Here is a 24,231-nt window from a genome sequence, read left to right as displayed (position 1 = left end):
CCCGCCCATACGACAACACAGGGAGGAGACGCTCATGACCATCACCCGCAGGACTGCCCTCGCCGGCGCTGGCGCCGGCATCGCCCTTTTCGCCATCGGCCGCCCGGCCCTGGCGCAGGCGACGAAATTGCGCTTCGCCCACCCGCATCCGGAGGCCGACAGCTGGCACAAGGCGGCGCTGCTCTTCGCCGAGCAGGTCAAGGCCAAGAGCCAGGGTCGCTACGAGGTCCAGGTCTTCCCGAACGGCGCGCTCGGCTCGGACGCGCAGACGATCAGCGCGGTGCGCGGCGGTTCGCTCGACATCTGCCTGACCGGCAACCCGTTCTTCACCGGCCTCGCGCCCAAGCTCAACGTGCTCGACCTGCCCTTCCTGATCCAGAGCCGCAAGCACGCGGCGGCCGTGATGGACGGCCCGATCGGCGATGGCCTGCGCAAGGAACTCGAAGGCTCGAACCTGAAGGCGCTCGCCACCTGGGAGATCGGCTGGCGCAACCTCACCAACAACCGCCGCCCGGTCGCGACCGCCAACGACCTCAAGGGCCTGAAGATCCGCACCACGCCGAACCCGGCCCATATCAAGGCCTTCCAGCTGCTCGGCGCCATCCCGACGCCAATGGCCTTCACCGAGCTCTTCACCGCGCTGGAGACCGGCACGGTCGACGGCCAGGAGAATCCTGTGACGCTGATCCTCAACGCCAAGTTCAACGAGGTGCAGAAGCATCTCTCGCTGACGCGCCACGCCTTCACCACCGGCCCGGTCGTGATGAACAAGGGCAAGTTCGACGCGATGCCGGCCGACATCCAGCAACTGCTCGCCTCGATCGCCCTCGAATGCGCCGGCATCCAGCGCAAGATGAACGAGGACACGGAAGGCTCGAGCCTCGACGCGCTGAAGAAGGCCGGCATGCAGGCGGTCGAGAATCCCGATCGCGATTCCTTCGCCAAGGTCGTCACCGCCGAGGTCGAGAAGGAGTTCGTCGGCAAGTACGGCAGCGACGTGCTGGACGCGATCAAGAAGACTGCGGTCTGAGGAGGCCAGCACCGACGCCGTTATGCTCGCCCTTGTGGCGAGCATCCGCGTGCTGAACACCGCATTGTGTCCAAACAGGCGTGGATGGTCGGGACAGGCCCGACCATGACGCGCTCGACAGGCAGAAGAGCAATTCTCCCTATCTCACAGCCCCGGGAGACGATTTTGGCGTAGCTGTCGACCTAGAGAGAACGTTGTTGGCTTTTTGCGCGGCGCCATGGCGCAGCGACGGACTCAGGCATAGCTCAGCCTCCACTGAGCAACCGCCTGCCGAGGCCAGCCATGACGATCGCGCGCCAGCTTCACTTGGGGGCCTTCATGCGCCCCGTCAGCATCCATACCGGGGCCTGGCGCTATCCCGGCGCCTATCCCGATGCGAACTTCAATTTCGGCCACCTCAAGCGCTTCGCGCAAAAGCTCGAGGCCGGCAAATTCGACGCCTTCTTCATGGCCGATCATCTCGCCGTGCTGAACATGCCGGTCGAGGCCCTGAAGCGCAGCCATACCGTGACCTCGTTCGAGCCGTTCACCCTGCTCTCGGCGCTGGCCGGCGTGACCGAGCGGATCGGCCTCGTCGCCACCGCCTCGACAACCTTCGACGCGCCCTATCACATCGCCCGGCGCTTCGCCTCACTCGATCATATCAGCGGTGGCCGCGCCGGCTGGAACATCGTCACCACCTCGAACCCGGACGCCGCGCTGAATTTCGGCCTCGACGCCGAGGTCGACCACGGCGAACGCTATGACCGGGCGCGCGAGTTCTACGATGTCGTCACCGGACTATGGGATTCCTTCGCCGACGACGCCTTCATCCGCGACCGCGAGAGCGGACTTTATTTCGACCCGGATAAAATGCGGCGGCTCGATCACAAGGGCGAGCATCTCTCGGTGCGCGGGCCGCTCAACATCGCAAGACCACCGCAGGGCTGGCCGGTGATCGTCCAGGCCGGCGCCTCGGAACCCGGCCGCCAGCTCGCCGCCGAGACGGCCGAGGTCGTGTTCGCGGCGCATGGCACGCTCGCGGCCGGCCAGGCCTTCTATGCCGATGTGAAAGGCCGGATGGAGCAGGCCGGCCGCAATCCCGACCACCTGAAGATTCTGCCCGGCGTGCTGACCGTGGTCGGCGACAGTGTCGAGGAAGCGCGCGAGAAGCGGGCGCTGCTCGATTCCTTCGTGCACTATGACAGCGCCATCGCCTCGCTTTCGATCGCGCTCGGCCATGACGCGACCGGCTTCGATCCGGACGGCCCGCTTCCCGAGATTCCCGAGACCAACCACAGCAAGAGCGGCCGCGAGCGGACGATCGCGCTCGCCCGCCGCGAGAACCTGACCGTCCGGCAACTCGCCCAGCGCCTTGGCGGCTATGGCGGGCTCGCCTTCGTCGGCACGCCGAAGACGATCGCCGACGAGATGGAGCAATGGCTCACCGAGCGCGGCAGCGACGGCTTCAACGTGATGTTCCCCTATCTGCCGGAGGGGCTCGACGACTTCGTCGACAAGGTCGTGCCCGAATTGCAGCGACGCGGCCTGTTCCGCCGGGAGTATCAGGGGCCGACGCTGCGCGACCATCTCGGCCTGCCGCGGCCGGCCAACCGGCATTTCGCCTGAATATTCCCCGGGAGACCGCCGCCGGGGACAATTGCGCCTGCTGTCATCAAATCTTTGAACAGCCGTTTCATTGACCCGGCAGCGGCGATTGCGAATGATCTGAATATCGAGCCGCAGCGATGCGAGCCGGTCGCGGGATTTGCCGGAGCAGCTTGCACCGCGTCACCAAAGCTAAAAGCGCCACGAGACTGTCGTGGGCTCCCAGTCAGGAGACGCATGATGGTCTACGTCCTCTATTTCGCTACACGGCAGCTGCGGCGCCTCTCTGCCTTCCTGCTCTGGACGCGCAGCTGCCCCCCACCCTCCGACCCGTCATAACCCTCGCAAAATCCGCGCGGGCGGCGCATATCCAGCCTCGACGGTACGGAGGCGACGATGTTCCAAGCGGCGACGATCTCGGCCAGCGACAAGCCGGGTTTCTACAGGGAGCTCGTCCAGCAGCTCCAAGGCCTGCTGCATGGCGAGCGCGACGCGATCGCCAACGCCGCCAACCTTTCGGCGCTGCTCTTCGACGCGATGCCGCGGCTGAATTGGGCCGGGTTCTACCTGATGCGCGGCGGCGAACTCGTGCTCGGCCCGTTCCAGGGCAAGCCGGCCTGCGTGCGTATCCCGGTCGGGCGCGGCGTTTGCGGCACGGCCGTTGCCAAGCGTGAATCCATTCTGGTCGAGGACGTCCATGCCTTCCCCGGCCATATCGCCTGCGACGCCGCTTCGCGCTCCGAGCTGGTCGTGCCGCTGATCCGCGATGGCGATGTCATCGGCGTGATCGATCTCGACAGTCCGGACCCCGGCCGCTTCGACGCCGACGACCAGGCCGGCATCGAAGCGATCGCCAATATCTATCTCGAAGCCAGCGACCGCTTCTGATCGGGCCGCTCAGCTGGCTACGATCAATTCGCAGCGTGCGTCGCGGATCATCTGCGCCGTCGACGCTGCCGGCTGGCGGTCGGTCACCAGCGTCGAGATCTCGCTGAGATGCGCCAGGCGCGACATCGCCACCCGGCTGAACTTGGTGTGGTCGGCGAGCAGCACCGAGCGGCGGGCATTGCGCAGCATGGTGCGTCCGACCACCGCCTCGTCGTCGCGGTATTCGAGCAGATTCCCGGCCGCATCGATGCCGCCGATGCTGGTCATGTGCAGGTCGCAGCGATAATTCTCGATGAAGGCGGCGGCGTGCATGCCGCCGCAGGCGCGGTTCGGCCCGAGCCAGTGCCCGCCGGTGATCAGGATCGAGATCTCCGGGCATTTGTCGAGGATCGCCGCGGCTGCCGTGCTGTTGGTGACGACGCGCAGGCCGCGCGGGCGGCGCTCGGCGATCGCCTTGGCGAGCGCGTCCATGGTCGTGCCGGGCGTCATGAACAGCGAGGTGCCCGGCGTCACCAGCTCGGCGGCGGCCTGCGCCATCGCGGCCTTCTCGCCCGCCGTCTCGACGACGCGCAAGCCGTAGTCGGTGTTCGCCGTGGAGAGATTGGCGCTCGCTCCGCCATGATGGCGCCGCAGCAGGCCGCGGTCTGCGAGGTCCTGCAGATCGCGCCGCACGGTCTGGGGTGTGACATTGAAGGCCGAGACGATCTCCTCGATCGCGACATAGCCGCGCTTGCCGAGGATATCGAGAATGTCGGCGTGACGTTTGCTCAGCGGTTCCATTGCAGGCCTGCCTCAGAGCCGAATCCGGGCCGGCTTCATAGCCCGATTGGCTGGAACTCTCTACGACCACAGCGTCTCTACACGCAATGCGCGTTTGCGAAAATGGTGTTGCGAAAGTGAAAGCGTCGGGCATCATCACTTTCGCTGCGCAACCGGATCCTGCCAGCACGATAGAGAATGAGATCCGGCGGGACGAAACATGCTGACCACGCGGCCAGGAAGCCGGCGGATCCGCCGCCATGCCCACCTCTCCCAATTGCTCGCCTTTGCCGGCACGGGATGGCGGGCATGAGCGGCCGCCTGATCGTCTGCGTCGGCAACCTCGTCCAGGACGAGGTCTTCGAGGTCGAGGCCCTGCCCTCGGCCGGCATCAAGACCGGCGTGCTGGGCTATACCGAGCGCTTCGGCGGACCGGCCGCGACGGCCGCGGTGGCGATCTGCCATCTCGGCGGGCAAGCCTCCTATTGGGGCCGGGTCGGCGCCGATGCCGCCGGCGAGACGGGCCTGCGGCTGCTGCGCGGCCACGGCGTCGACTGTAGCGGCGTCGCCATCCTGCCCGAAGGGCGCACGCTGCGAGCAATCGTCCTGGTCGACCGGCGCGGCGAGCGCAGCATCGTCTCGAACCGGCGCAGCCTGTCGCAGGATGCGAGCGTGCTGCCGCAGGATGGGCTCGATGAAGCAGGCGCCGTGCTGGCTGATACGCGCTGGCCGGGCGGCGCGGGAATCGTCCTCGATCGCGCCCATGCCGCCGGCATTCCCAGCGTCCTCGATGTCGATGGCGGCACGCCGGAGGATAATCGCCGCCTGATCGCCAAGGCCGACCACATCGTCTTCTCGGCCGAGGGCCTGCGCGATTACGCCGGCGACGGCTCGGCCGAAGAGCTGTTACGGCGCTGCGCCGATGGCTCGGACAAGGTCTTCGCCGTGACGCGCGGCAGCGCCGGCAGTCTCTGGCTGATCGGCGGCGAGTTCGTCGGTGTCCCCGCCTTCAAAGTCGCGGCGAAGGACACCACAGGTTGCGGCGACGTCTTCCACGGCGCCTATGCGCTTGGCCTCTGCGAGGGCCAGAGTCCTCTCGAGGCAGCGCGCCTCGCAGCCGCCGTCGCGGCGCTCAAGGCCGAGCGTGCCAATGGCTGGGACGGCATGCCCGATCGCGCTGCGGTTCGGGCCCTGGTTGCGACCGGCGAGACCTATCCGAGCTGAGGCCCGCTTCGATTGCGCATTGCAACATGGCTTATGCTGCAATGCGCGAAAACGATAATATCACTTGCGATAACGAAAGCGCCGTGCATTCATTGCGAACGTGACGAGGCAGCGGCCCGACCAGCCTCGCCGGACGCCCGGACATCCGCCGGCGCCGTCCGTTTCGAAGCCGTTCTCGAAGGTATGACCCATGGCATGCGCCTCGCTCGCTGAACTGACCGATGACCTCAAGACGATCGGCGTCGATCTCGCCGGCTCCTCGCCCGACTTCAGCAAAAGCAAGCGCCCGCCGGATGCGATGATCGATCGCTGGGCCGAGACTGCGGCGCTGGCCGAGCCGGAGACGCGCGCCGTGGCGATCTGGGCGATCCGCGAGGCCGCCCATGCCGCCGGCATCGTGCCGGCCTCGATCCAGGAACTCTATCTCGCCTGCGCCGCCGGCAAATGGTCGGGCAAGACCGTGCCGGCGATGAACCTGCGCGGCTGGAGCTATCACACCTGCCGCGCCGTCTTCCGCGCCGGCCAGGAGCTCGATTCGAAGCTCTTCATCTTCGAGCAGGCGGTAGGCGAAGCGCTGTACGCCCAGCAGCCGCCGCTGGAATACGCCGCGGCGGTGCTGGCGGCGGCGCTGCGCGAGGGCTATGTCGGCCCGGTCTTCCTGCAGGCCGACCACGACCAGATCAACGCCAAGGCCTATCTCGCCGATCCGAAGGCGGAAGTTCGCAAGCTCGAGAACATCATGCGCGAGCAGATCGCGGCCGGCATGTACAGCATCGACATCGACGCCTCGACGGTGGTCGACCTGTCGCTGGCGACGGTCGAGGATCAGCAGCGCGTCAATGCCGAGCTGACCGCGCATTTCACCGAATTCGTGCGCGGCATCGAGCCGAAGGGCGTCTCGATCTCGCTCGGTGCCGAGATCGGCGAGGTCGGCCACGAGAATACGACGCCGGAAGAGCTGCGCGCCTTCATGAAGGTCTATCTGGAGGAGATGGCCAAGCGTGGCGCCAAGCTGCCGATCGTCAGCAAGATCTCGATCAATTCCGGCACCTATCACGGCGGCAAGGTGCTGCCGGACGGCACGCTTGCCGAGGTCAACGTCGACTACGATCTGCTGAAGACGATCTCGACGATCTGCCGCAAAGAGTACAACATGGCCGGCGCGGTCCAGCATGGCGCCTCGACCCTGCCAGGCACGCAGCTCGCCAAGCTCCCGAAGGCGGAGGCGGTCGAAGTCCATCTCGCGCTCGGCTTCAACAACCTGATCTTCGACCACCCGGCCCTGCCGCAGGCGATCAAGGACCAGATCCGCGAGTACACCTTCGCCAATCACCTCTCGGAGAAGGGGGCGGGCGAGACGGATGCCCAGTTCTTCTACAACACCCGCAAGAAGTCCTGGAAGGTGATGAAGAAGCCGTTCTGGGAGATGCCGAAGGCGGCCGAGACCGCGATCATGGCGTCGCTGCAGGAGATGTTCCGCAACATGTTCACCTGGATGAATGTGGGCGGAACCAGCAGGCTGGTCGACGAGAACACCACGCTGGTCAAGGTCGCCCCGCCGGTACCCGAGGCTCTGCGCAAGGCGCGCGCGGCCTGAACTACTTCGTGACTACGGCGCGCCCGCAACGACGGGCGCGCCGCTCAAGCCCAAAAACGATAATCAACCGGGAGGAAACGCATATGGATCAGCATCGCAGGTCTTCCTTGCTGACGCTCGCGGCGATGGCGTTCGCCTCGGCGATCAGCCTGCCGACGCTCGCTCTCGCCCAGCAGAAGGAGGTTCGCTGGGGTCAGTGGAAGGGCACCGAGGTCGGCGAGAAGTTCATGGGCGAGCTCAAGGCCGCCTTCGAGAAAGACCATCCCGACATCAAGCTGACGCCGGTCGACTCGCCGTTCACCGGCTTCCATGACCGTGCCATCGTGCTGCACCAGGCCAAGAAGCTGCCGGACGTGCTGCTGGTCCAGGTCGACTGGGTCGCCGAGTTCGCCGATCTCGGCATGATCGAGCCGCTCGACGAGCGCATCGCCAAGGAGCCGAAGGAGTTCTTCTCCAACATCCCGGAGACCTTCCATGCGAAGTGGAAGGGCAAGCAGTACTATCTGCCGATCGAAAGCGGTGCGGTCGCGCTGTTCTGGAACACCGACCGCTTCAAGGAGGCCGGTCTCTCAGGCCCGCCGAAGACCTGGGACGAGTTCGCCGAGTACGCGCGCAAGCTGACCAACCCGGACAAGCGCCAGTTCGCGATCACCGGCACGCTCCAGGCCGAGCCGCCGACCAACATGACCTACGACATCTACCCGCTGCTGCTGCAGGGCGGCGCGACGCTGATGGACCCGGCGACCAACAAAGCCGTGTTCAACAGCCCCGAGGGCGTCGCCGCGATCGAGTGGTACATCGACCGGGTCAACAAGGACAAAGTCTCGGTGCCGGGCGTGCTGAGCAACGGCGAGAAGGAAAAGCGCGCCAACTTCGCCTCCGGCAATGTCGCGATGATGTTCGAGGGGCCGTGGGGCGTCGCCATCCAGAAGCAGCTCAACCCGAACCTGAACTACGACATCGCCCCGCTGCCGAAGGGCAAGAGCACCGGCACCATGGTGCGCGGCTCGCTCAACACCATCAGCAGCCAGGCGCAGGACAAGGACGCAGCCTGGACCTTCGTGAAGTGGCTCTCGGGACCTAAGGGAATCGAGATGTGGGCGAAGGGTTCGGGCGGCTTCCCCGCGCGCACCGACGTCGCCAATCAGGACTGGTTCAAGGAGCGCAAGCTCTTCCAGGCCTTCGTGACGCAGATGGCGCAGCCGAACGCGCAGTCGCCGTTCCTGTCCATGCCCAACGCCGTGCAGATGAACAAGGTGATGAGCACCGAGATCCAAAACGCGGTGCAGGGCAAGAAGACCGCCAAGCAGGCGCTGGATGACGCCGCGGCCGAGTGGAACAAGGTACTCTCCGCGGCCAAGTGATCCCTCGGGATTCACTCTGTCAGTCGTCCCGGGCGACCGAAGGGAGACCCGGGACCCATGCCTGAGCCTTCGTCTGTGAGGCTCCGGAATGGATCCCGGATCGGCGCGGCTTCGCCGCTTGTCCGGGATGACCCCGATTTTCTGACAGGCCGGCTCTGAGCCGCGCTTCCGCAACGATCGGCGAGTCATGCTGCTGACGCTCAAACGCAAATACCGCGAGGAAGTCCTGGCCGCGTCCTTCCTGTGGCCGTCCCTTCTCATCCTCGTCGCGCTGCTGATCTACCCGCTGATCGACGTGGTCCGCCTGAGCCTGCACGACAGCAACCTCCAGCGCGAGGTCTGGGTCGGCTTCGGCAACTACATCGCGCTCGCCAACGACCCGCTGTTCTGGCGCGCCTTCTGGCAGACCGTCGTCTTCACCTTCTTCAGCGTCGTGCTGCATCTGGTGATCGGGCTCGGCCTGGCGCTCCTGCTCAACATGAACCTCGACCCGGCCTTTCGCACGCTCGCGCGCGGCCTGCTGATCGTGCCCTGGCTGCTGGCGCCGACCGTCGCCGGCATGATCTGGGTGCTGATGCTGCAGCCTTTCGGCGTATTCAACGGACTCCTCGCCTCGCTCGGCATCATCGACGCCAACTTCACCATCTCCTGGCTCGGCGATCCCTCGACGGCGCTGGGGTCGGTGACGGCGATGAACGTCTGGCGCGCCTTCCCCTTCTTCATGGTGATGCTGCTCGCCGGCCTGCAGGCGATCCCCAAGCAGCTCTACGAGGCCGCCGAGATCGACGGCGCCTCGCTGTTCCGGCAATTCTGGCACATCACTTTGCCGCAGCTGCGCGGCGTCATCACCACGATCGTGCTGCTCGACTCGATCTGGACGTTCCGCGCCTTCGACCCGGTCTATGTGATGACCGGCGGTGGCCCGGCGCACAGCTCGGAAGTGCTGGCGACGGCGATCTATTTCGACGGCTTCCAGAAGCTGAAGTTCGGCTACGCCTCGGCCGAGGCCGTGGTCATGTTCATCGTGCTCTTCATCGTGAGCGCCATCTATGTCCGCCGAACCATGAGCAATCAGCAATGACCGTCGCCCAGTACGGCGCTGTCGCGCATACACGTCCCTATCTCGGCAAGATCGGCATTCGCGGGCGCGAGCGCCTGATCAATGCCGCCTCCTATCTCCTCCTGCTGATCGCGATCGCGATCGTGTTCTTCCCGCTCGCCTGGATGCTGACGGTCTCGGTCAGGCCGAACATCGAGGTGATGCGGATGCCACCGACATGGCTGCCGCAGGTGTTCACGCTTGAGGGCTACCGCAAGATCTTCGCGAGCCCGCGCTATCTCCTCGTCTTCGCCAATACGATGATGGTCTCGCTGGTGGTGACCGCGCTCTCGCTGCTCCTCGGCGCGATGGCGGCCTATGCGCTGGCGCGCTTCAAGTTCGCCGGCCAGCGGGCGGTGCTGATGTTCCTGATCACCACGCAGATGTTCCCGCTGGTGCTGCTCTGCATCCCCTATTTCCGGATCTTCATCACGCTTGGGCTCTACGATACCCGGACCTCGCTGATCGTGGTCTACCTGACCTTCACCCTGCCCTTCTGCATCCTGATGCTGCGCAGCTATTTCATCAACATCCCGCGCGACATCGAGGAAGCGGCGATGGTCGACGGCTGCTCGCGCCTGGGCGCGATCTTCCGGACGCTGGTACCGATGTCCTATCCCGCCTTCATCGGCGCCGGGCTCTACACCTTTCTGCTCGCCTGGAACGAGTTCCTGTTCGCGGTGGTGCTGATCGAATCCTGGGAAAACCGGGTGCTGACCATGGCGATCTACAGCCTGATGGCCGAGTTCGTCACCGACTGGAACACGATGATGGCCTTCTCGGTGCTGGCGAGCCTGCCCCTGGTGATGGCTTTCATCTTCCTGCAGAAGTTCATGGTCCAGGGCATGACGGCCGGCGCGCTGACGTCGTAGCGCGGGCTCACCGCTGTTCCATCTCGTCATGCTCGCCCTTGTGGCGAGCATCCACGTCTTGAACACCGCATTGCTTGAGCGAAGACGTGGATGGCCGGGACAAGCCTGACCATGACGGGAGAGGCAGCGTCTTACCCCATCGGCACCGTCAGCCCTGTCTTGACCCGGTCCATCGCGACGAAGGTGCGGAACTTGCGGATGTTGGCGTCGGCGAAGAAGAGCCGGCGGGTCAGCGCCTCATAGGCCGTCATGCTCGGCACCAGCACGACCAGCATGAAATCGACCTCGCCGGTGACGTAGTAGCATTGCTGCACCTCCGGCGCGGCGACGAAGGCGCGCTTGGCGGCATCAATGTCCTTCGCCGTCTCGCTGACCAATTCGACCTCGACGAAGATGGTGATCGGATGGCCGAGCGCCGCCGGCTCGACCACCGCGACGTTGGCGGTGATGATGCCCTCCTTCTCCATCCGGCGGATGCGGCGCTGCACGGCCGGCGCCGACAGATTGACCTTCTCGCCGATTACCCGCTGCGGCGTCGTGTTGTCCCGTTGCAGGATGGCGAGGATCGCCCGGTCGAAGGCATCGAGGGCGGAGGCGGATGGTTCGCTCAAGCGAAGCTCCAGGGAGAATGATTATGAAACAAACTTGCAAGGCTGGCGGCTGATTGCAGCGCCTTTTTCGCGACGCTTGCAATATCTCTTCACCAGGACATCTCAATGAGGCAAGCCGTGCTCCTGCTCAACCAGCTCCCGGACTTCCGCCAGCCGCTCCACCCGGTCGATGCGCAGACGCTCGGCCCCGCCGGCGCGGACGCGATCGAGCGGCATCTCGCCGGACGGGCCGAGCATGTGCCGACACCGCTGCGCGCCCTACCAAGCCTGGCCGCGGAGCTCGGCATCGGGGCGCTGCATCTCAAGGACGAAGGCCAGCGGCTCGGTCTCGGCAGCTTCAAGGCACTCGGCGGCGCCTATGCCGTCACGCGCCTGGTGCTGGAGGCGGCAGCTGAGCGGCTCGGACGAACCCTCGACGAAGCCGAGCTGGCCTCGCCGGAGGTTCGCGCGATCGCATCCGAAATGACCTTCGCCTGCGCCACCGACGGCAATCACGGCCGCTCGGTCGCGCAGGGCGCGCAGCTCGTCGGTGCGCGCTCGGTGATCTTCATGCATGGCGGCGTCAGCGAGCCGCGCGCCGCGGCGATCGCCCGCTTTGGCGCTGAGATCGTGCGCGTCCCCGGCACCTATGACGATTCCATCGTCGAGGCGGCCCGCGTCGCCGATGAAAAGGGCTGGACGACCGTCTCCGACACCTCTTGGGACGGCTATGAGCGCATCCCCGGCCTCGTCATGCAGGGCTATACCGCGATCATCCGCGAGGCGCTGCGGCAGCTGCCGGAGCCGCCGACCCATGTGTTCGTGCAGGCCGGCGTCGGCGGCATCGCCGCGGCAATCGCGGCGCAGCTTGCGCTGGAGTTTGGCGAGAAGCGGCCGGTCTTCACCGTGGTCGACCCGGCTCGCGCCGCCTGCCTGTTCGAGAGCGCCCGCGCCGGGCGACCGACCAAGATCGCCCATGGCGAGCCGACAGTGATGGCAATGCTGGAATGCTACGACCCCTCGCCTTTGGCCTGGCGCGTGCTGTCGCGCGTCGCCGATGCCTTCATGACGGTCGAGGACGAGGTCGCGGTCGAAGCAATGAACCGGCTGGCGCGCCCGGCCGGCAGCGACCCGGCCATCGTCGCCGGCGAGAGCGGCGCGGCGGGCTTTGCCGGTCTGCTCGCAGCCCTGCGCGATCCGCAGGCCCGCGCCGCACTGAAGCTCGACGCATCCTCTCGCGTCTTCGCTGTCGTTACCGAGGGCGCAACCGATCCGGAGCGCTACGCCGAGTTGGTCGGGCTGACGCCAGCCGACGTCGCCGGGACGGCGTGATGTCGGACAAGCTGACGCTGCTCTACCAGAGCCATTCGCCCTATGCCCGCAAGGTGCTGGTCTGCGCGCATGAGCTCGGGTTGGTCGACCGTCTCGATGTCGTCCACCATGAGACCAGTCCGACCAATCGCAACGACGCGGTGTTCGCGCAGAACCCGCTCGGCAAAGTGCCGGTGCTGCTGACGCCCGATGCCGGCGCGCTCTTCGATTCCGTGGTGATCTGCGATTATCTCGACCGGGTCGCCGGCCAGGGCTCGCTGATCCCGCGCGAGGGGCCGGCGCGCTATGAAGCGTTGCGGCTGCAAGCGCTGGCGCAGGGCCTGTGCGATGCCGGCATCGCGGTGCGCTGGGAGACCGAGCGCCGGCCGCAGGCGCTGCGCTATCCGCCGCTCGCCGAAGGCCAGACGACCAAGCTGCTCGAGGCCTATGACTATCTCGAATCGCAGGCCGATCTCGACGGGCCGGTCACGGTCGGTCAGATCGGGCTGGTGACCGCCCTCGCCTGGCTGAGTTTCCGGCGCCTGCCGGATTTCCGCGCGCGGGCACCAAGGCTCGCCGGCTGGTATGACCGCTTCAACCAGCGCGCGTCTATGCGCGCCACGCCCTATGAGGGCGAGACGCAGGACTGATCCTCAGCTCTCGATCGGGACCATCGCGGCAACAGCCAAGTCGCCAGGGCGCTCGCTCTGGGCCAATCCCTCGGCGACGCCGACGCGATCTGCCAGCGGGCGGTTCTGGCTCATCTTGCGCTTGCCTTCGAGCCTCGTGATCGGGATGCGCAGGCCGACGATGCCGCGCAGCTGCGCCTTCACGAACTCGGGCGGCGCGTCATCGACCGCCCAAGGCTGCGCCCGCGTGCCCTCATGCAGATTGGTGAGGCGCGTCACCGCATCGAGCAGACGCTCGGGATCGTCGAAGAACTCGGCCGGGCCATAGGCGTGGACCGCCTGGTAGTTCCAGGTCGGGACGACCTTGCCGGTCTCGCGCTTGGTCTCGTACCAGGACGGCGTGACATAGGCGTCGGGCCCGTTGAACAGCACCATAGCCTCGCCGATCGCCGCGGCCTTCCATTGCGGATTGGCGCGGGCGAGATGGCCGTGGAGCACGCCGAACTCGCCCTCCTCCTCCGCCAGGATCAGCGGCAGCGGTGTCGCGAGCAGCCCCTCGGCTGTAGCGGTCACGAGCGTGGCAAGCCGGCAGGCACGCATCATCGCGTGAATCTCGGCGCGGTCGTCGACGCGGAAGGCCGGCGGCGTGTACATGAAACAGGTCTCCTTGCGAGCGCCGTCGTCATGCCGCTAATCTGGCCTGCATGAAACGACCAGTTTTGAGCATTCCGACTGGATCAGTTGAGCAGGAGATCGGCGCCCAACGCCGGGTCATCGCTGCGATCAAGCGCGAGATTACGGCCGGTGTCCATGCGCCCGGCTCGCGCCTGCCGTCGACGCGGGCGCTCGCAGCCGAATGGGGACTGTCGCGCACCACTGTCACGGCCGCCTTCGAGCAATTGGCGGCGGAAGGCTATCTGGAAACCCGGCCCGGCGCGCGGGCTCAGGTCGCCGCCGGACTGGCGCAACCGAAGCCGGCTGCGGGAGGTAATCCTTCGCCTCGCACGATCGAGCTCTCCGCCTATGGCAAGCGGCTGGCCTCCGCCGCACCGATTCCATGGAATCCGCAGCCTTTCGCACTCGATTTCCGCTATGGCGAACTCGCCGGCGGCGACTTCCCGACATTGGCCTGGCGGCGGGCGCTGGCGAAAGCCGTAACCAGGCGGCCAGCCCGGCTGCGCTATGGCGATCCGAGCGGCCTGCCGGAATTGCGGACTGCCTTGCAGGGCTATCTCTGGCGCGGCCGCGGCCTGCGGTGCGAGATCGACGACATCCTCGTCGTCAACGGCTCGCAACAGGGCTTCGACCTCTGCACGCGCCTGCTGCTCGATCCCGGTGACCGCGTCGTGATCGAGGACCCCGGCTACAATCTGGCGCGCCAGGCCTTCCTGGCGGCAGGCGCCGAGCTTTCGCCGCAACCGGTCGATCGCGAAGGCATGCAGACCGCAGCGCTGCCTCCCGCACGGCTCGCCTTCGTCACGCCCTCGCATCAACTGCCGCTCGGCAGCATCCTCTCGGCGCCGCGCCGGCAGGAACTGCTCGCCTGGGCGGCGCGCCATGGCGCCTTCGTCATCGAGGACGATTACGACGCCGAATACCGCCACGGCGTCGGCCCGGTGCCGCCTTTGCGCTCGCTCGACCAAGCCGGCAGCGTCATCTATCTCGGCACGGTGTCGAAGACGCTCTCGCCGACCCTGCGGCTCGGCTATCTCGTGCTGCCGCCGGCGCTGCGCGAGATCTTCGCCAGGGCCAAGCGCATGGTCGACCGGCATACGCCCGAACTCGAACAGGCCGCCCTGGCCGAGCTGATCGAAAGCGGTGCCTATGAGCGTCATGTCCGTCGCATCCGGCGCCGCAATGGCGAGCGACGAGCCGCCCTGCTGAAAGTGCTGCGCGAGCGGCTGGGCGAGCGCGTCAGCATCGTCGGCACCGATGCCGGCCTCCATGTCCTCGCCTGGATCAACGGGCTGCCGCAAACGCGCGAGGCCGAGCTGACGGAGCGGGCGGCGGCAGCCTCGCTCGGCCTCTATGGCGTCAGCGGGCTCTATGACCGGCCGGACGATCCTGAGCGCCGCGCCGGCCTCGTCATCGGTTATGCGGCGCTCGACGAGGCGCAGATCGCCGCAGGCATCGCGCGATTGGACGGGCTGCTGCACGAACTCGGTGCGTAAACCTCAATCCCGGTACACCGGCTCCTCGGCGTCGAGCTGGCGGCGGATCGAGGCCAGGTGCAGGCGCGCCGATTCCGGATCGCCTTCGCGCATCTGCTGGTAAGCCGCTTCGGCGATCTCGGGTTTGACCGGCAGCACCTGGCGCCCGGTCGAAAGCGCGAGCGCCTGCACCTCGCAGGCGCGCTCGAGATAATAGAGATCGTCCCAGGCCTCGGCGATGGTCGGGCCGAGCACCATGACGCCATGGTGCTTCATGAAGACGATGTCGGCGTCGCCGACCGCGCCGGCGATGCGGTCACCCTCGCGCTCGTCGAGGGCGAGGCCGTTGTAGTCGCGATCGACCGCGGTGCGGCCGTAGAACTTCAGCGCGGTCTGGCCGGCGAAGATCAGCGGATCGCCCTCGGTCATCGAGAGCGCCGTCGCATAGGGCATGTGGGTGTGGAAGGCGACGCGGGCGCGCGGCAGGTTCTTGTGGATGCGGGCATGGATGTAGAAGGCGGTCGCCTCGGGCTGGCCCTCGCCGGCGACGACATTGCCGTGGAAATCGCAGATCAGCAGTTTTGATGCGGTGAGCTCGCGGAAGGCCCAGCCATAGGGATTGACGATGAAGAGGTCGTCATAGCCCGGCACCAGCGCCGAGAAATGGTTGCAGATGCCTTCCTCGAAGCCATAGCGCGCCGCCATGCGGAAGCAGGCGGCGAGATCGCGCCTGGCCTCCCAGATTGCATCGGAGTCGAGGTTCGGCTGGTTCGGGCCGGCGGAAGCGGTCGCCGGCGTCGCGCCGGGCTTGAGTGAGTGTGCCATGACGCCAGTCTAGGGCTGCTCTGGAACGAGGCAAGCGAGCTGCCCTGCGCCTGGTGAAGACACCTGTGCTGATGCCCGCATGGCGGCGGCCTCCTCAGGCAGAGAGCCAGTGAAGCGACCCCGGGGCGAGCTTCAAGCTGGCTTCGCTACCGACCTCGAACAGCTCGCGCCCGGACTGGAACGGCATGTCGACCGCCACCTCGGCAGACCCGATCCGGGCGCCATAGCGGACGCTCGCACCGAGGAACTCGCGGTTGGCGATGACGCAGGGCAAGGATAGCGCGCCCTCCTTCGAGCCCGCCGGCTCGACGAGGCTGGCATGCTGCGGGCGAAAGACCAGCGCAGCGCCATCGGGAACGGCGGCCCCGTCGCCGATCGGGAACTTCACGCCGCCCTCGATCTCGAAGCTGCGCTCCGCGCCGCTGCCGACGACACGCCCCTTCAGGATATTGGCCGTGCCGAGGAAGCCGGCGACGAAGAGGTTCGCAGGGCGCTCATAGAGCTCCATCGGCGTGCCGACCTGCTGGACGATGCCGTCGTTCATCACCGCGATGCGGTCGCAGATGGAATTCGCCTCCTCCTGGTCATGGGTGACGAAGATTGTGGTCAGGCCGAGCCGCTGCTGCAGGTCGCGCAATTCGCGCCGGACCTGCACGCGCATCTTGGCGTCGAGGTTGGAGAGCGGCTCGTCGAGCAAGAGCACCTTGGGCTCGACCGCGACCGTTCGCGCCACCGCGACACGCTGCTGCTGGCCACCGGAGAGCTGCGAGGGCCGACGCTCGGCGAGATGGCCAAGCCCGACGAGGCCGAGCGCCGCCTCCACCCGCCGCTCGATCTCGGCGCGCTTCACGCCGCGCTCCTCCAGGCCGAAGGCGACGTTGCGGCGAACGCTCATATGCGGCCAGAGTGCATAGGACTGGAAGACCATGCCGACATCGCGCTTCCACGGCGGCAAGCGGGAAATATCCTGCCCGCCGATCGTGACCCTGCCGGTATCGGCTTGGTTGAAGCCCGCGATCAGCCTGAGCAGCGTGGTCTTCCCGCAACCGGAAGGGCCGAGAAAGGCGAAGAACTCGCCGGGCTCGATCGAAAGGTTCACGTCCTTCAGCACATGGTTGTCGCCATAGGACAGGTTGACGCCCTCGATCGCGACCGAGACGGCCGGCGTGGTCAGGGAGACGTTTGCGTTCATGTCAGTGGCCCATTCCCTTGGCCTTCTGGCTGCGTTCGACGATGAGGTGCGACAGGAAAGTGCAGGCCGCGACGAGCACGACCGCGACGACGCCGAGCGCCGCGCCAGGGCCCCGCCCGGCGGCCGACTGCATGAAGACGTAGAGCCCATAGGCCAGTGGCGCATCGGAATTGGACTGCACCAGCATCAGCGTCGCGGAGAGCTCGACCGCGGCGGTCGCGAAGGAGGTGACGAAGCCGGCAAGGATGCCGCCGGTCATCAGCGGCACGACGATGCGGCGCACCGTGCGGGCCTTCGTGGCGCCGAGGTTCTCGGCCGCCTCCTCCAGCGAGACCGAGATCTGCTGCAGCGCGGCATGGCAGGCCCGCAACGCATAGGGCAGGCGCCGGATCGCCAGCGCCATGACGATGGTGATCCAGAGCGCCGCAAGCGGCGTGCCGTCCGGCAGGGTGATGCCGTAGAAGGTCCTGAGATAACCGATGCCGAGCACGACTCCGGGGATGGCGAGCGCCGCCGTGGCCATCCAGTCGAGCCATTCGCGGCCGACGAGCTTCGTGCGCAGCACGAGATAGGCGATGGCCACGCCAAGCACGACATCGATTCCGCCGGCGATGGCGGCATAGATCAGAGTGTTCTTGATATAGAGCGAGCTCTCGCCGAAGACGCGGCCGTAATGGGCGATCGTGTAGGCGTCCGGCAGCGGCGAGAACGACCAGATCGTCGCAAAGGAGAGCAGCAGCAGCGCCAGATGCGGCGCCAGCACCAGCGCCAGGATCAGGATGACGACGCCATAGCCGAGCACTGCCTCGTGCGGGCGCATCACCCGCCGGGCGAGCCCGCCGCCGCCGCGCTGGGTCGTGGCGTAGTCACGGCCCTTCAGCGCCAGCGCCGAGAGCCACATCGCCAGCACCGAGGCCACGATCAGCACGACCGAGATGACGTATCCCATCGGGTCGGCGATGCCGATCGAGGTCACCCGCAGATAGGCCTGCGGCGCCAGCATGTCCTTGACGTTGAGCAGGAGCGGCGTCGCCAGATCGTCGAAGACCTTGACGAAGACCAGCGAGGCCCCGGCGAGATAGCCCGGCAGCGCCAGCGGGAAGACGATGCGCCGGAACAGGCGGAATCCGGAGGAGCCGAGGTTCTGCGCGGCCTCCTCCATGGCGCGGTCGATATTGCGCAGCGCCGCCGAGAGATTGATCAGGATGAACGGAAAATAATGGACGGATTGGACGAAGATGACGCCGTTCAGCCCTTCCATGAAATCGATCTTGAAGCCGAACCAGTCGTCGAGCAGCAGGTTGATCGAGCCGTTGCGACCGAAGAAGAGCTGCATCGCCACGGCGCCGACGAAGGGCGGCATGATCAGCGGCAGGAACCCGAGCGTCTGGACGATCGCAGCGCCGCGAAAGGCGAAGCGCGTGGTGAGATAGGCGAGCGGCAGCGCCAGCACCGAGGCCCAGACCACCGACATCGCAGAGACATAGAAGGAGTTCCACAAGGAGCGCATGAACAGCTCGGTGCGGACGAAGTCGTAGAAATTGACCAGCGTGAAAGTCGAGGTGCCCTTCTCGGTAAAGGCGACGTAGATCACCGTCGCCACCGGCAGCACCAGGAAGACGAGCAGGAAGCCTGCAATGGCGAGCGCCAGCGCGATCTGGCCGGGCGTGGCGGAGAAAGCGCGAGCGCGGGATGGGGCGGCGGGGACGGCGGTCATAGGCTCTAGGCTCGCAGGATCTTATCGATCGAGCTCTTCCGTCATGGTCGGGCTTGTCCCGACCATCCACGTCTTCGCCCGACTGATCGAATGCCGTGTTCAAGACGTGGATGCTCGCCACAAGGGCGAGCATGACGGTGTGAGGCTGATCACTTCGCCGCCTTCAGCGCCTCCTCGGCCTTTGCCTTCGCCTTGGCGTAGTTGTCGCGGGCGAAGCTCGCCCATTGCGCCTCGACCTCGGCCTGGCGCGCGCCCTTCTCCTTGCCGCCGGTGAAAGCGGCGCGCAGCTCGGGACTTGCGGCTTGCTCCTCCGTCACCGGCAGGGCGGCGATCAGGGTACGCGCCTCGTCGGCGAGCGCCTTGGCCTGGGCGTTCGGCTTCTTGGCCAGCGCCGCGTCGACCTCGTGCAGCGTCTTGGTGACGCCCTTCAGTGCATCGAGCTGGAAGGAGATCAGCTGGTCGAACAGCGTGTCGACGACCGCGGTGCGGGCTTCCGACTTGTCGACGTCGAAGCCGATCATCTTCTGGAAGCGCGGGTCGGTGAAGGGGTTGGGATAGTCGGCGCCGGCCTTGGCATAGACCGCCGGATTGACCGGCAGGCGGCGGATGCCGGGCTCGAGCAGCACCTCCTGCCCGGTGGGCGAGAGCAGGAACTCGATGAAGGCCTCGGCCGCCGCCTTGTTCGGCGGATTGGCGATGATGCCGACATTGGCCGGCACGACGGTGGTCACGGTCGGGTAGACGAACTTGACCGGGAAGCCGGAGGCCTGCGCCGAGAAGGCGAAGAAGTCGATGACGATGCCGACGCCGACCTGCCCGGAGTTGACCGCCTCCGGCACGCCGAAGGAACGCTCGGTGATCGAATGGAAATTGCCGGACATTTCCTTGAGCGTCCGCCAGCCCTTCTCCCAGCCCTCGCCCTGCAGGATGGTCTCGACGGTCAGATGCGTCGTGCCCGAGCGTGCGGGCGAGGCGATCGAGACGTGGCCGTAGAAGGCCGGCTTGGCGAGATCCTGCCAATCCTTGGGCTCGGGCAGCTTGTTGGCCTTGGCATAGCGCTCGTTCCACATGATGCCGTAGCCGGACGCCGCGAAGCCGAAATAGAAGCCGGCGGGATCGTTGATCGGATAGGAGCCGATCTTCTCGGGGATGCCGGTCGCCTTGGGCTTGTAGGCGGTCAGCAGCTGCTTGCCCTTCAGCACCTCGAACGCGTCGGGCGCCGAGGCCCAGAACAGGTCGACCTGGTTGTTGGCCTTGGTCTCCTCGACATATTTCACGCCGGCATTGGTGTTGCGGTTCTGGACTTCGAGCGTCACGCCCGGCACGGCCTTCTCGAAGGCCTTCTTGATCGGGTCCGTGACGTCCTTCGAGAACGATGTCACCACCGTGACCTTGCCCGCCGGCGCCTGCGCGTGAACGGCAGAGGCTGCCAGGGCCAATCCGAGCGCCGAGACGAGCGCGATCCTGCGAGTGAACATTCTGATCCTCCCTATCGTTTTCCGTGTCCGCCGGCGTCGAGGCCAACGGTGGCAAAGCGGGAATCCGGATTGCCGTTGTCGCAAAACTGTCACAAAAGGCGCAGGCATGTCATCCCGCTCTTTGCCGCGGGCAGACTAAGTTGGCGAGAGGCCGTTCCGATGCTGGGCTGGTTCCAGAAGCTGTTGCCGAAGGAAGACAAGTTCTTCGTGCTGTTCGAGCGTCATGCGCAGACGCTGCAGGCCGGCGCGGCAGCTCTGGACGGCGTCCTCAGCGGAACGACAGCGATCGCGGCCGGCTGCGCCGAGATCTTCGCCGAGGAGAACCGCGCCGATACGATCGCCGGCGAGGTCATGCTCGAGGTCGGCCGCACCTTCATCACGCCCTTCGACCGCGGCGACATCGAGGAACTGATCGGCTCGATGGACGACGCCATCGACCAGATGCAGAAGACGGCCAAGGCGATCCAGCTCTTCGAGGTCGAGCGCTTCGAGCCGAGCATGCAGGAACTCGGCAAGACCATCGTCACCGCCTCGCACAAGGTCGGCGAACTCCTGCCGATGCTGCGCGACATCAAGAAGCACGCCGTCGGCATCGGCGCGCTCGCCAAGGAGATCGGCGCGATCGAGGAGCACTCCGACCGGCTCTACGACCAGGGCCTGAAGGAGCTGTTCAAGGCCCATCGCGGCAGCGACGCCATGGGCTTCATCGTCGGCGCCGAGATCTACGACCACCTCGAAAAGGTGGTCGACCGTTTCGAGGACGTCGCCAAGCGCGTCAGCCGCATCGTGCTCGAACACCTCTGAAAGGCGCACCGCGCCGTGGACATCGCCAGCCTCGCCCCTGCCCTCATCTTCCTGATCGCCGTCGCGCTGCTGTTCGATTTCCTGAACGGCCTGCACGACGCCGCCAACTCGATCGCGACCATCGTCTCGACGAGGGTGCTGGCGCCGCAATGGGCGGTGTTCTGGGCCGCCTTCTTCAACTTCATCGCCTTCCTGTTCTTCGGCCTGCATGTCGCCCAGACGGTCGGCTCCGGCATCATCCAGGCGACGATCGTCGACGACCGGGTGATCTTCGGCGCGCTGACCGGCGCGATCGTCTGGAACGTGGTGACCTGGATCGCCGGCATCCCGTCGAGTTCCTCGCATGCGCTGATCGGCGGGCTGGTCGGCGCCGGCCTGTCGAAGGTCGGCTTGTCGTCGATCGTCTGGTGGGGGCTCGGCAAGACCTTCCTCGCGATCTTCATGTCGCCGGCGATCGGCTTCGCGCTTGCGCTGCTCCTGGTGCTGATCGTCTCCTGGACCTTCCTGCGAGTGGCGCCCATCAAGGTCGATTCGACCTTCCGCCTCCTGCAATTCGTCTCGGCCTCGCTGTACTCGCTGGGGCACGGCGCCAACGATGCGCAGAAGACGATGGGCATCATCGCCGTACTGCTGTTCTCGCACGGCATGATGGGCGACACTTTCTCGGTGCCGTTCTGGGTCGTGATCTCCTGCCAGGCGGCCATGGCGCTCGGCACGCTCTGCGGCGGCTGGCGCATCGTCCACACCATGGGCTCGAAGATCACCCGTCTCTCGCCGCAGCAGGGCTTCTGCGCCGAGACCGGCGGCGCGATCACCCTGTTCATGGCGACCTATCTCGGCGTCCCCGTCTCGACCACGCACACCATCACCGGTGCGATCATCGGAGTCGGCGCCGCGCGGCGGGTCACGGCGGTGCGCTGGGGCGTCGCCCGCGGCATCGTCTTCGCCTGGATCGTCACCATGCCGGCGGCGGGCCTGATCTCGGCACTGGCCTATTTCCTGTCAGGTTTCTTCCTGACCGGGCGTTGAGCCAAAGCGTCAGCCAAGCAGCGGCAGCGCATAGGTCGGGCTTCGCCCCGCACGAGCAAAGAGCGCAAGACAGCTCGCCGGATCCATCGACGCGCCATCCCAAACGATCTCGCCGCGATGGATGCCGCCGCCGATGAAGACACTGTCGATGCCGGCGCCATGCGCACCGGCGATGTCGTGCGCCAGCGAATCGCCGATCGCAACGACGCGCCCGCGGTCGAGCCCGAGCTTCGCCAGGCAGTTGCGATAGATGCGCGACTCAGGCTTGCCGTGATAGCGCACGATACCGCCGAGTTGCTCATAGGCGCGCGCGACGAGGCCCGGCGCCTCCTGCAGGCCGCCATCGGGGCTAGTGCGATGCAGGTCCGGATTGGCGCAGACCATGGGCAGGCGCCGCGCGCTGGCCGCTTCGAGCAAGCTGATCCAGCCGGCGACCGATTGCCGGGGCGGGTCCATCGTCATCAGCAGGATGAAGTCGGCCGGGGCGACGTCATCGACCAGGTCGAGGCCGAGCCCGTGCGCCAGATGCGCCTCGCCCTCGCGTGCCAGCAACAGGCAGCGCCGGCCGAGCGCGCGATGGAACGGTTCGTCGCGCGCCGCTAATGCATCGCGGGCGTCGTCCCCGGCCGAGACGACCTCATCATAAAGATCGCGTGCAAAGCCGAATTTCGCCAGCTGCGTGGCATTCTCGGCGCCACGACGCCCGGAATTCGAGAGGATTATCACGCGCTTGCTCGCCCGGCGCAGCATCTCGAGCGCGGCGACGGCACCCGGATACGGCTGGATACCGTCATGCAGCACGCCCCATTGGTCGAGCAGGAAGCCGTCATAGCGCGGCATCAACGCCGCGAGATCGTCCGGGAAGGTTGTAGGAGAAAGGCTCTGCATCGTCAGGGTTGGTGAGTGTCCGACCGTCGCGGTGGACAAGACCACGATAGTCGTAAGTCGAGACGTTTCGCCCGGCTGGAATATGACAGTTTTGTGTCACATACTATAGCCAGCTCATAATCAAGATCGACCGGGAGAGACGCCGACCATGACCAAGATGCTGACTTGCCTGACCGCCACGACCTCGCTGCTCGTTGGCCTCGGGCTCGCTGGGGCGGCGCAGGCACAGGACGCCTGCCCCAATCGCGGCCAGCTCGACACGATGTATTGCGACGCCAACAAGGACCTGGTCGCCGACGTGCCGACCGATCCGTCGAAGCTGAAGGACCCGTCGGCGCTGGTCTGGGCCTATACGCCGGTCGAAGACCCCGCCGTCTACGCCAACATCTTCAAGCCGCTGACCGACCATCTCGCGGCCTGCACCGGCAAGCGCATCGTCTACTACCCAGTCCAGTCGAACTCGGCCGAGATCGAGGCGATGCGCTCCGGCCGCCTGCATTTCGCGGGATTCTCGACCGGGCCGACCGGCTTCGCCGTCAACCTCGCCGGCGCGATCCCGTTTGCCGCCAAGGGCTCGGCGGCCGGCGTGCGGGGCTACAATCTCGTCGCCGTGGTCAAGGCCTCCAGCCCCTACCAGAAGCTGTCGGACCTCAAGGACAAGAAGGTCGCCCACACTTCGCCCTCGTCCAACTCAGGCAACCTCGCCCCGCGCGTGCTCTTCCCCGAGCACGGGCTCGAGGCCGACAAGGACTACAAGCCGCTGATGTCGGGCGGCCACGACAAGTCGATCCTCGGCGTCGTCTCGGGCGACTACGACATGGGCGCCGTCGCCGGCGACGTCTACGAGCGCATGATCGTGCGCGGCACGATCAAGAAGGACGACACCCGCGAGATCTATCGCAGCGCGATCTTCCCCACCTCGTCCTTCGCCTATGCGCACGACCTCAAGCCCGAGCTCGCCAAGAAGCTGACCGACTGCTTCTTCTCCTTCCGCTTCACCCCGGAAATGACCAAGGAGTTCAACGGCGACGACCGCTTCCTGCCGATCACCTACCAGAAGGATTGGGCGATCGTGCGCGACGTCGCGGAGAAGTCGGGCACGCCCTACAACAAGTCGGCCTACGACGCCGAAGCCAAGCGCGAGGCCGAGGCCGCCGCCAAGAAGGCGCAGCAGCCCGCGCCGGCCAAGCCCTGACCG

Annotated in this window: 22 protein-coding genes; 14 read left to right on the top strand and 8 right to left on the bottom strand. The window is 66.4% G+C overall.

Going from position 1 to position 24,231, the window contains the following annotated elements:
• Positions 1-34: 34 nt before the first annotated feature.
• From CXY91_RS01220 to CXY91_RS01210, 3 genes are all read left to right on the top strand, one after another.
• Complete coding sequence (locus tag CXY91_RS01220; RefSeq protein ID WP_100958966.1) at positions 35-1,030, top strand: TRAP transporter substrate-binding protein; 996 nt, start codon at positions 35-37, stop codon at positions 1,028-1,030.
• Positions 1,031-1,312: 282 nt separating this feature from the next.
• Positions 1,313-2,638: an LLM class flavin-dependent oxidoreductase gene (locus CXY91_RS01215; RefSeq protein WP_100958965.1), complete on the top strand. Its 1,326-nt coding sequence runs from the start codon at positions 1,313-1,315 to the stop codon at positions 2,636-2,638.
• Positions 2,639-3,013: 375 nt separating this feature from the next.
• Positions 3,014-3,505 (top strand): GAF domain-containing protein, encoded by a 492-nt coding sequence (locus tag CXY91_RS01210; RefSeq protein WP_100958964.1) that lies wholly within the window; start codon positions 3,014-3,016, stop codon positions 3,503-3,505.
• A gap of 9 nt (positions 3,506-3,514) precedes the next feature.
• Here the strand turns inward: CXY91_RS01210 and CXY91_RS01205 are convergent, their stop codons facing one another.
• Complete coding sequence (locus CXY91_RS01205) at positions 3,515-4,285, bottom strand: DeoR/GlpR family DNA-binding transcription regulator (RefSeq protein ID WP_091829748.1); 771 nt, start codon at positions 4,283-4,285, stop codon at positions 3,515-3,517.
• A 288-nt stretch (positions 4,286-4,573) separates the two neighbouring features.
• On the opposite strand from CXY91_RS01205, the gene CXY91_RS01200 reads away from it, so the two are divergent.
• The 5 genes from CXY91_RS01200 (at position 4,574) to CXY91_RS01180 (ending at position 10,420) form a co-directional block, all read left to right on the top strand.
• Positions 4,574-5,488, top strand: coding sequence for a PfkB family carbohydrate kinase (locus CXY91_RS01200; protein ID WP_158673219.1), 915 nt, complete (start codon positions 4,574-4,576; stop codon positions 5,486-5,488).
• 190 nt (positions 5,489-5,678) lie between these two features.
• Entirely contained in the window at positions 5,679-7,085 is a 1,407-nt protein-coding gene (locus CXY91_RS01195) for a beta/alpha barrel domain-containing protein (RefSeq protein WP_100958962.1), read from the top strand.
• 83 nt (positions 7,086-7,168) lie between these two features.
• Complete coding sequence (locus CXY91_RS01190; protein ID WP_091829755.1) at positions 7,169-8,449, top strand: ABC transporter substrate-binding protein; 1,281 nt, start codon at positions 7,169-7,171, stop codon at positions 8,447-8,449.
• 187 nt (positions 8,450-8,636) lie between these two features.
• Positions 8,637-9,530: a carbohydrate ABC transporter permease gene (locus CXY91_RS01185; protein ID WP_100958961.1), complete on the top strand. Its 894-nt coding sequence runs from the start codon at positions 8,637-8,639 to the stop codon at positions 9,528-9,530.
• Complete coding sequence (locus CXY91_RS01180) at positions 9,527-10,420, top strand: carbohydrate ABC transporter permease (protein ID WP_091829759.1); 894 nt, start codon at positions 9,527-9,529, stop codon at positions 10,418-10,420. Before CXY91_RS01185 ends, CXY91_RS01180 begins: the two co-directional genes overlap by 4 nt.
• Positions 10,421-10,551: 131 nt before the next feature.
• On the opposite strand, the gene CXY91_RS01175 is transcribed toward CXY91_RS01180, so the two are convergent.
• The gene (locus CXY91_RS01175; protein ID WP_100958960.1) at positions 10,552-11,031 is read right to left on the bottom strand and encodes an Lrp/AsnC family transcriptional regulator; all 480 of its coding nucleotides are present in this window, start codon (positions 11,029-11,031) and stop codon (positions 10,552-10,554) included.
• A gap of 117 nt (positions 11,032-11,148) precedes the next feature.
• Here CXY91_RS01175 and CXY91_RS01170 point away from each other — a divergent pair, with 117 nt between their 5' ends.
• Together CXY91_RS01170 and CXY91_RS01165 are read left to right on the top strand one after the other, a co-directional pair.
• Positions 11,149-12,342, top strand: a complete 1,194-nt coding sequence (locus tag CXY91_RS01170; protein ID WP_100959062.1) for a diaminopropionate ammonia-lyase — start codon at positions 11,149-11,151, stop codon at positions 12,340-12,342.
• Entirely contained in the window at positions 12,342-12,971 is a 630-nt protein-coding gene (locus tag CXY91_RS01165; protein ID WP_349236574.1) for a glutathione S-transferase family protein, read from the top strand. Before CXY91_RS01170 ends, CXY91_RS01165 begins: the two co-directional genes overlap by 1 nt.
• 3 nt (positions 12,972-12,974) lie before the next feature.
• Here CXY91_RS01165 and CXY91_RS01160 read toward each other — a convergent pair whose 3' ends face one another.
• Positions 12,975-13,604 carry an FMN-binding negative transcriptional regulator gene (locus tag CXY91_RS01160; protein WP_100958959.1) on the bottom strand — a complete coding sequence of 210 codons (630 nt, stop codon included), beginning with the start codon at positions 13,602-13,604 and terminating at the stop codon, positions 12,975-12,977.
• A gap of 65 nt (positions 13,605-13,669) precedes the next feature.
• Here CXY91_RS01160 and pdxR point away from each other — a divergent pair, with 65 nt between their 5' ends.
• Entirely contained in the window at positions 13,670-15,121 is a 1,452-nt protein-coding gene (gene pdxR / locus CXY91_RS01155; RefSeq protein ID WP_248307303.1) for a MocR-like pyridoxine biosynthesis transcription factor PdxR, read from the top strand.
• A gap of 3 nt (positions 15,122-15,124) precedes the next feature.
• Here pdxR and CXY91_RS01150 read toward each other — a convergent pair whose 3' ends face one another.
• From CXY91_RS01150 to CXY91_RS01135, 4 genes are all read right to left on the bottom strand, one after another.
• Positions 15,125-15,925, bottom strand: coding sequence for an aldolase (locus CXY91_RS01150; protein WP_100958957.1), 801 nt, complete (start codon positions 15,923-15,925; stop codon positions 15,125-15,127).
• Between the two features lie 94 nt (positions 15,926-16,019).
• Positions 16,020-17,117: an ABC transporter ATP-binding protein gene (locus CXY91_RS01145; protein ID WP_100958956.1), complete on the bottom strand. Its 1,098-nt coding sequence runs from the start codon at positions 17,115-17,117 to the stop codon at positions 16,020-16,022.
• Between the two features lies 1 nt (position 17,118).
• A complete protein-coding gene (locus tag CXY91_RS01140) occupies positions 17,119-18,834 on the bottom strand; it encodes an ABC transporter permease (protein WP_100958955.1) in 1,716 nt (571 codons plus the stop codon).
• Between the two features lie 149 nt (positions 18,835-18,983).
• Positions 18,984-20,312, bottom strand: coding sequence for an ABC transporter substrate-binding protein (locus tag CXY91_RS01135; protein ID WP_100958954.1), 1,329 nt, complete (start codon positions 20,310-20,312; stop codon positions 18,984-18,986).
• A 159-nt stretch (positions 20,313-20,471) separates the two neighbouring features.
• Here CXY91_RS01135 and CXY91_RS01130 point away from each other — a divergent pair, with 159 nt between their 5' ends.
• Together CXY91_RS01130 and CXY91_RS01125 are read left to right on the top strand one after the other, a co-directional pair.
• Complete coding sequence (locus CXY91_RS01130) at positions 20,472-21,116, top strand: DUF47 domain-containing protein (RefSeq protein WP_091829777.1); 645 nt, start codon at positions 20,472-20,474, stop codon at positions 21,114-21,116.
• A 21-nt stretch (positions 21,117-21,137) separates the two neighbouring features.
• Positions 21,138-22,145 carry an anion permease gene (locus CXY91_RS01125; RefSeq protein WP_465246832.1) on the top strand — a complete coding sequence of 336 codons (1,008 nt, stop codon included), beginning with the start codon at positions 21,138-21,140 and terminating at the stop codon, positions 22,143-22,145.
• A 9-nt stretch (positions 22,146-22,154) separates the two neighbouring features.
• On the opposite strand, the gene CXY91_RS01120 is transcribed toward CXY91_RS01125, so the two are convergent.
• A complete protein-coding gene (locus CXY91_RS01120) occupies positions 22,155-23,033 on the bottom strand; it encodes a TIGR01459 family HAD-type hydrolase (protein ID WP_100958952.1) in 879 nt (292 codons plus the stop codon).
• A gap of 148 nt (positions 23,034-23,181) precedes the next feature.
• Here CXY91_RS01120 and phnD point away from each other — a divergent pair, with 148 nt between their 5' ends.
• Positions 23,182-24,228, top strand: coding sequence for a phosphate/phosphite/phosphonate ABC transporter substrate-binding protein (gene phnD, locus CXY91_RS01115; RefSeq protein WP_442896406.1), 1,047 nt, complete (start codon positions 23,182-23,184; stop codon positions 24,226-24,228).
• The last annotated feature ends 3 nt before the right edge of the window (positions 24,229-24,231 follow it).

Origin of the sequence: Allobosea sp. FBZP-16 (genome assembly GCF_002831785.1) — a bacterium.
GTDB lineage: Bacteria > Pseudomonadota > Alphaproteobacteria > Rhizobiales > Beijerinckiaceae > Allobosea > Allobosea lupini.
Note: the sequence above shows the minus strand (reverse complement) of the source record. Positions and strands in the feature narration are given on the sequence as shown.

What these genes read in the sequence shown, in the direction of transcription:
- CXY91_RS01220 (WP_100958966.1), top strand. Translation starts at nt 35, where the DNA reads ATGACCATCACCCGCAGGACTGCCCTCGCCGGCGCTGGCGCCGGCATC.
- CXY91_RS01215 (WP_100958965.1), top strand. Translation starts at nt 1,313, where the DNA reads ATGACGATCGCGCGCCAGCTTCACTTGGGGGCCTTCATGCGCCCCGTC.
- CXY91_RS01210 (WP_100958964.1), top strand. Translation starts at nt 3,014, where the DNA reads ATGTTCCAAGCGGCGACGATCTCGGCCAGCGACAAGCCGGGTTTCTAC.
- CXY91_RS01205 (WP_091829748.1), bottom strand. Translation starts at nt 4,285, where the DNA reads ATGGAACCGCTGAGCAAACGTCACGCCGACATTCTCGATATCCTCGGC.
- CXY91_RS01200 (WP_158673219.1), top strand. Translation starts at nt 4,574, where the DNA reads ATGAGCGGCCGCCTGATCGTCTGCGTCGGCAACCTCGTCCAGGACGAG.
- CXY91_RS01195 (WP_100958962.1), top strand. Translation starts at nt 5,679, where the DNA reads ATGGCATGCGCCTCGCTCGCTGAACTGACCGATGACCTCAAGACGATC.
- CXY91_RS01190 (WP_091829755.1), top strand. Translation starts at nt 7,169, where the DNA reads ATGGATCAGCATCGCAGGTCTTCCTTGCTGACGCTCGCGGCGATGGCG.
- CXY91_RS01185 (WP_100958961.1), top strand. Translation starts at nt 8,637, where the DNA reads ATGCTGCTGACGCTCAAACGCAAATACCGCGAGGAAGTCCTGGCCGCG.
- CXY91_RS01180 (WP_091829759.1), top strand. Translation starts at nt 9,527, where the DNA reads ATGACCGTCGCCCAGTACGGCGCTGTCGCGCATACACGTCCCTATCTC.
- CXY91_RS01165 (WP_349236574.1), top strand. Translation starts at nt 12,342, where the DNA reads ATGTCGGACAAGCTGACGCTGCTCTACCAGAGCCATTCGCCCTATGCC.
- CXY91_RS01160 (WP_100958959.1), bottom strand. Translation starts at nt 13,604, where the DNA reads ATGTACACGCCGCCGGCCTTCCGCGTCGACGACCGCGCCGAGATTCAC.
- CXY91_RS01150 (WP_100958957.1), bottom strand. Translation starts at nt 15,925, where the DNA reads ATGGCACACTCACTCAAGCCCGGCGCGACGCCGGCGACCGCTTCCGCC.
- CXY91_RS01145 (WP_100958956.1), bottom strand. Translation starts at nt 17,117, where the DNA reads ATGAACGCAAACGTCTCCCTGACCACGCCGGCCGTCTCGGTCGCGATC.
- CXY91_RS01140 (WP_100958955.1), bottom strand. Translation starts at nt 18,834, where the DNA reads ATGACCGCCGTCCCCGCCGCCCCATCCCGCGCTCGCGCTTTCTCCGCC.
- CXY91_RS01135 (WP_100958954.1), bottom strand. Translation starts at nt 20,312, where the DNA reads ATGTTCACTCGCAGGATCGCGCTCGTCTCGGCGCTCGGATTGGCCCTG.
- CXY91_RS01130 (WP_091829777.1), top strand. Translation starts at nt 20,472, where the DNA reads ATGCTGGGCTGGTTCCAGAAGCTGTTGCCGAAGGAAGACAAGTTCTTC.
- CXY91_RS01120 (WP_100958952.1), bottom strand. Translation starts at nt 23,033, where the DNA reads ATGCAGAGCCTTTCTCCTACAACCTTCCCGGACGATCTCGCGGCGTTG.
- phnD (WP_442896406.1), top strand. Translation starts at nt 23,182, where the DNA reads ATGACCAAGATGCTGACTTGCCTGACCGCCACGACCTCGCTGCTCGTT.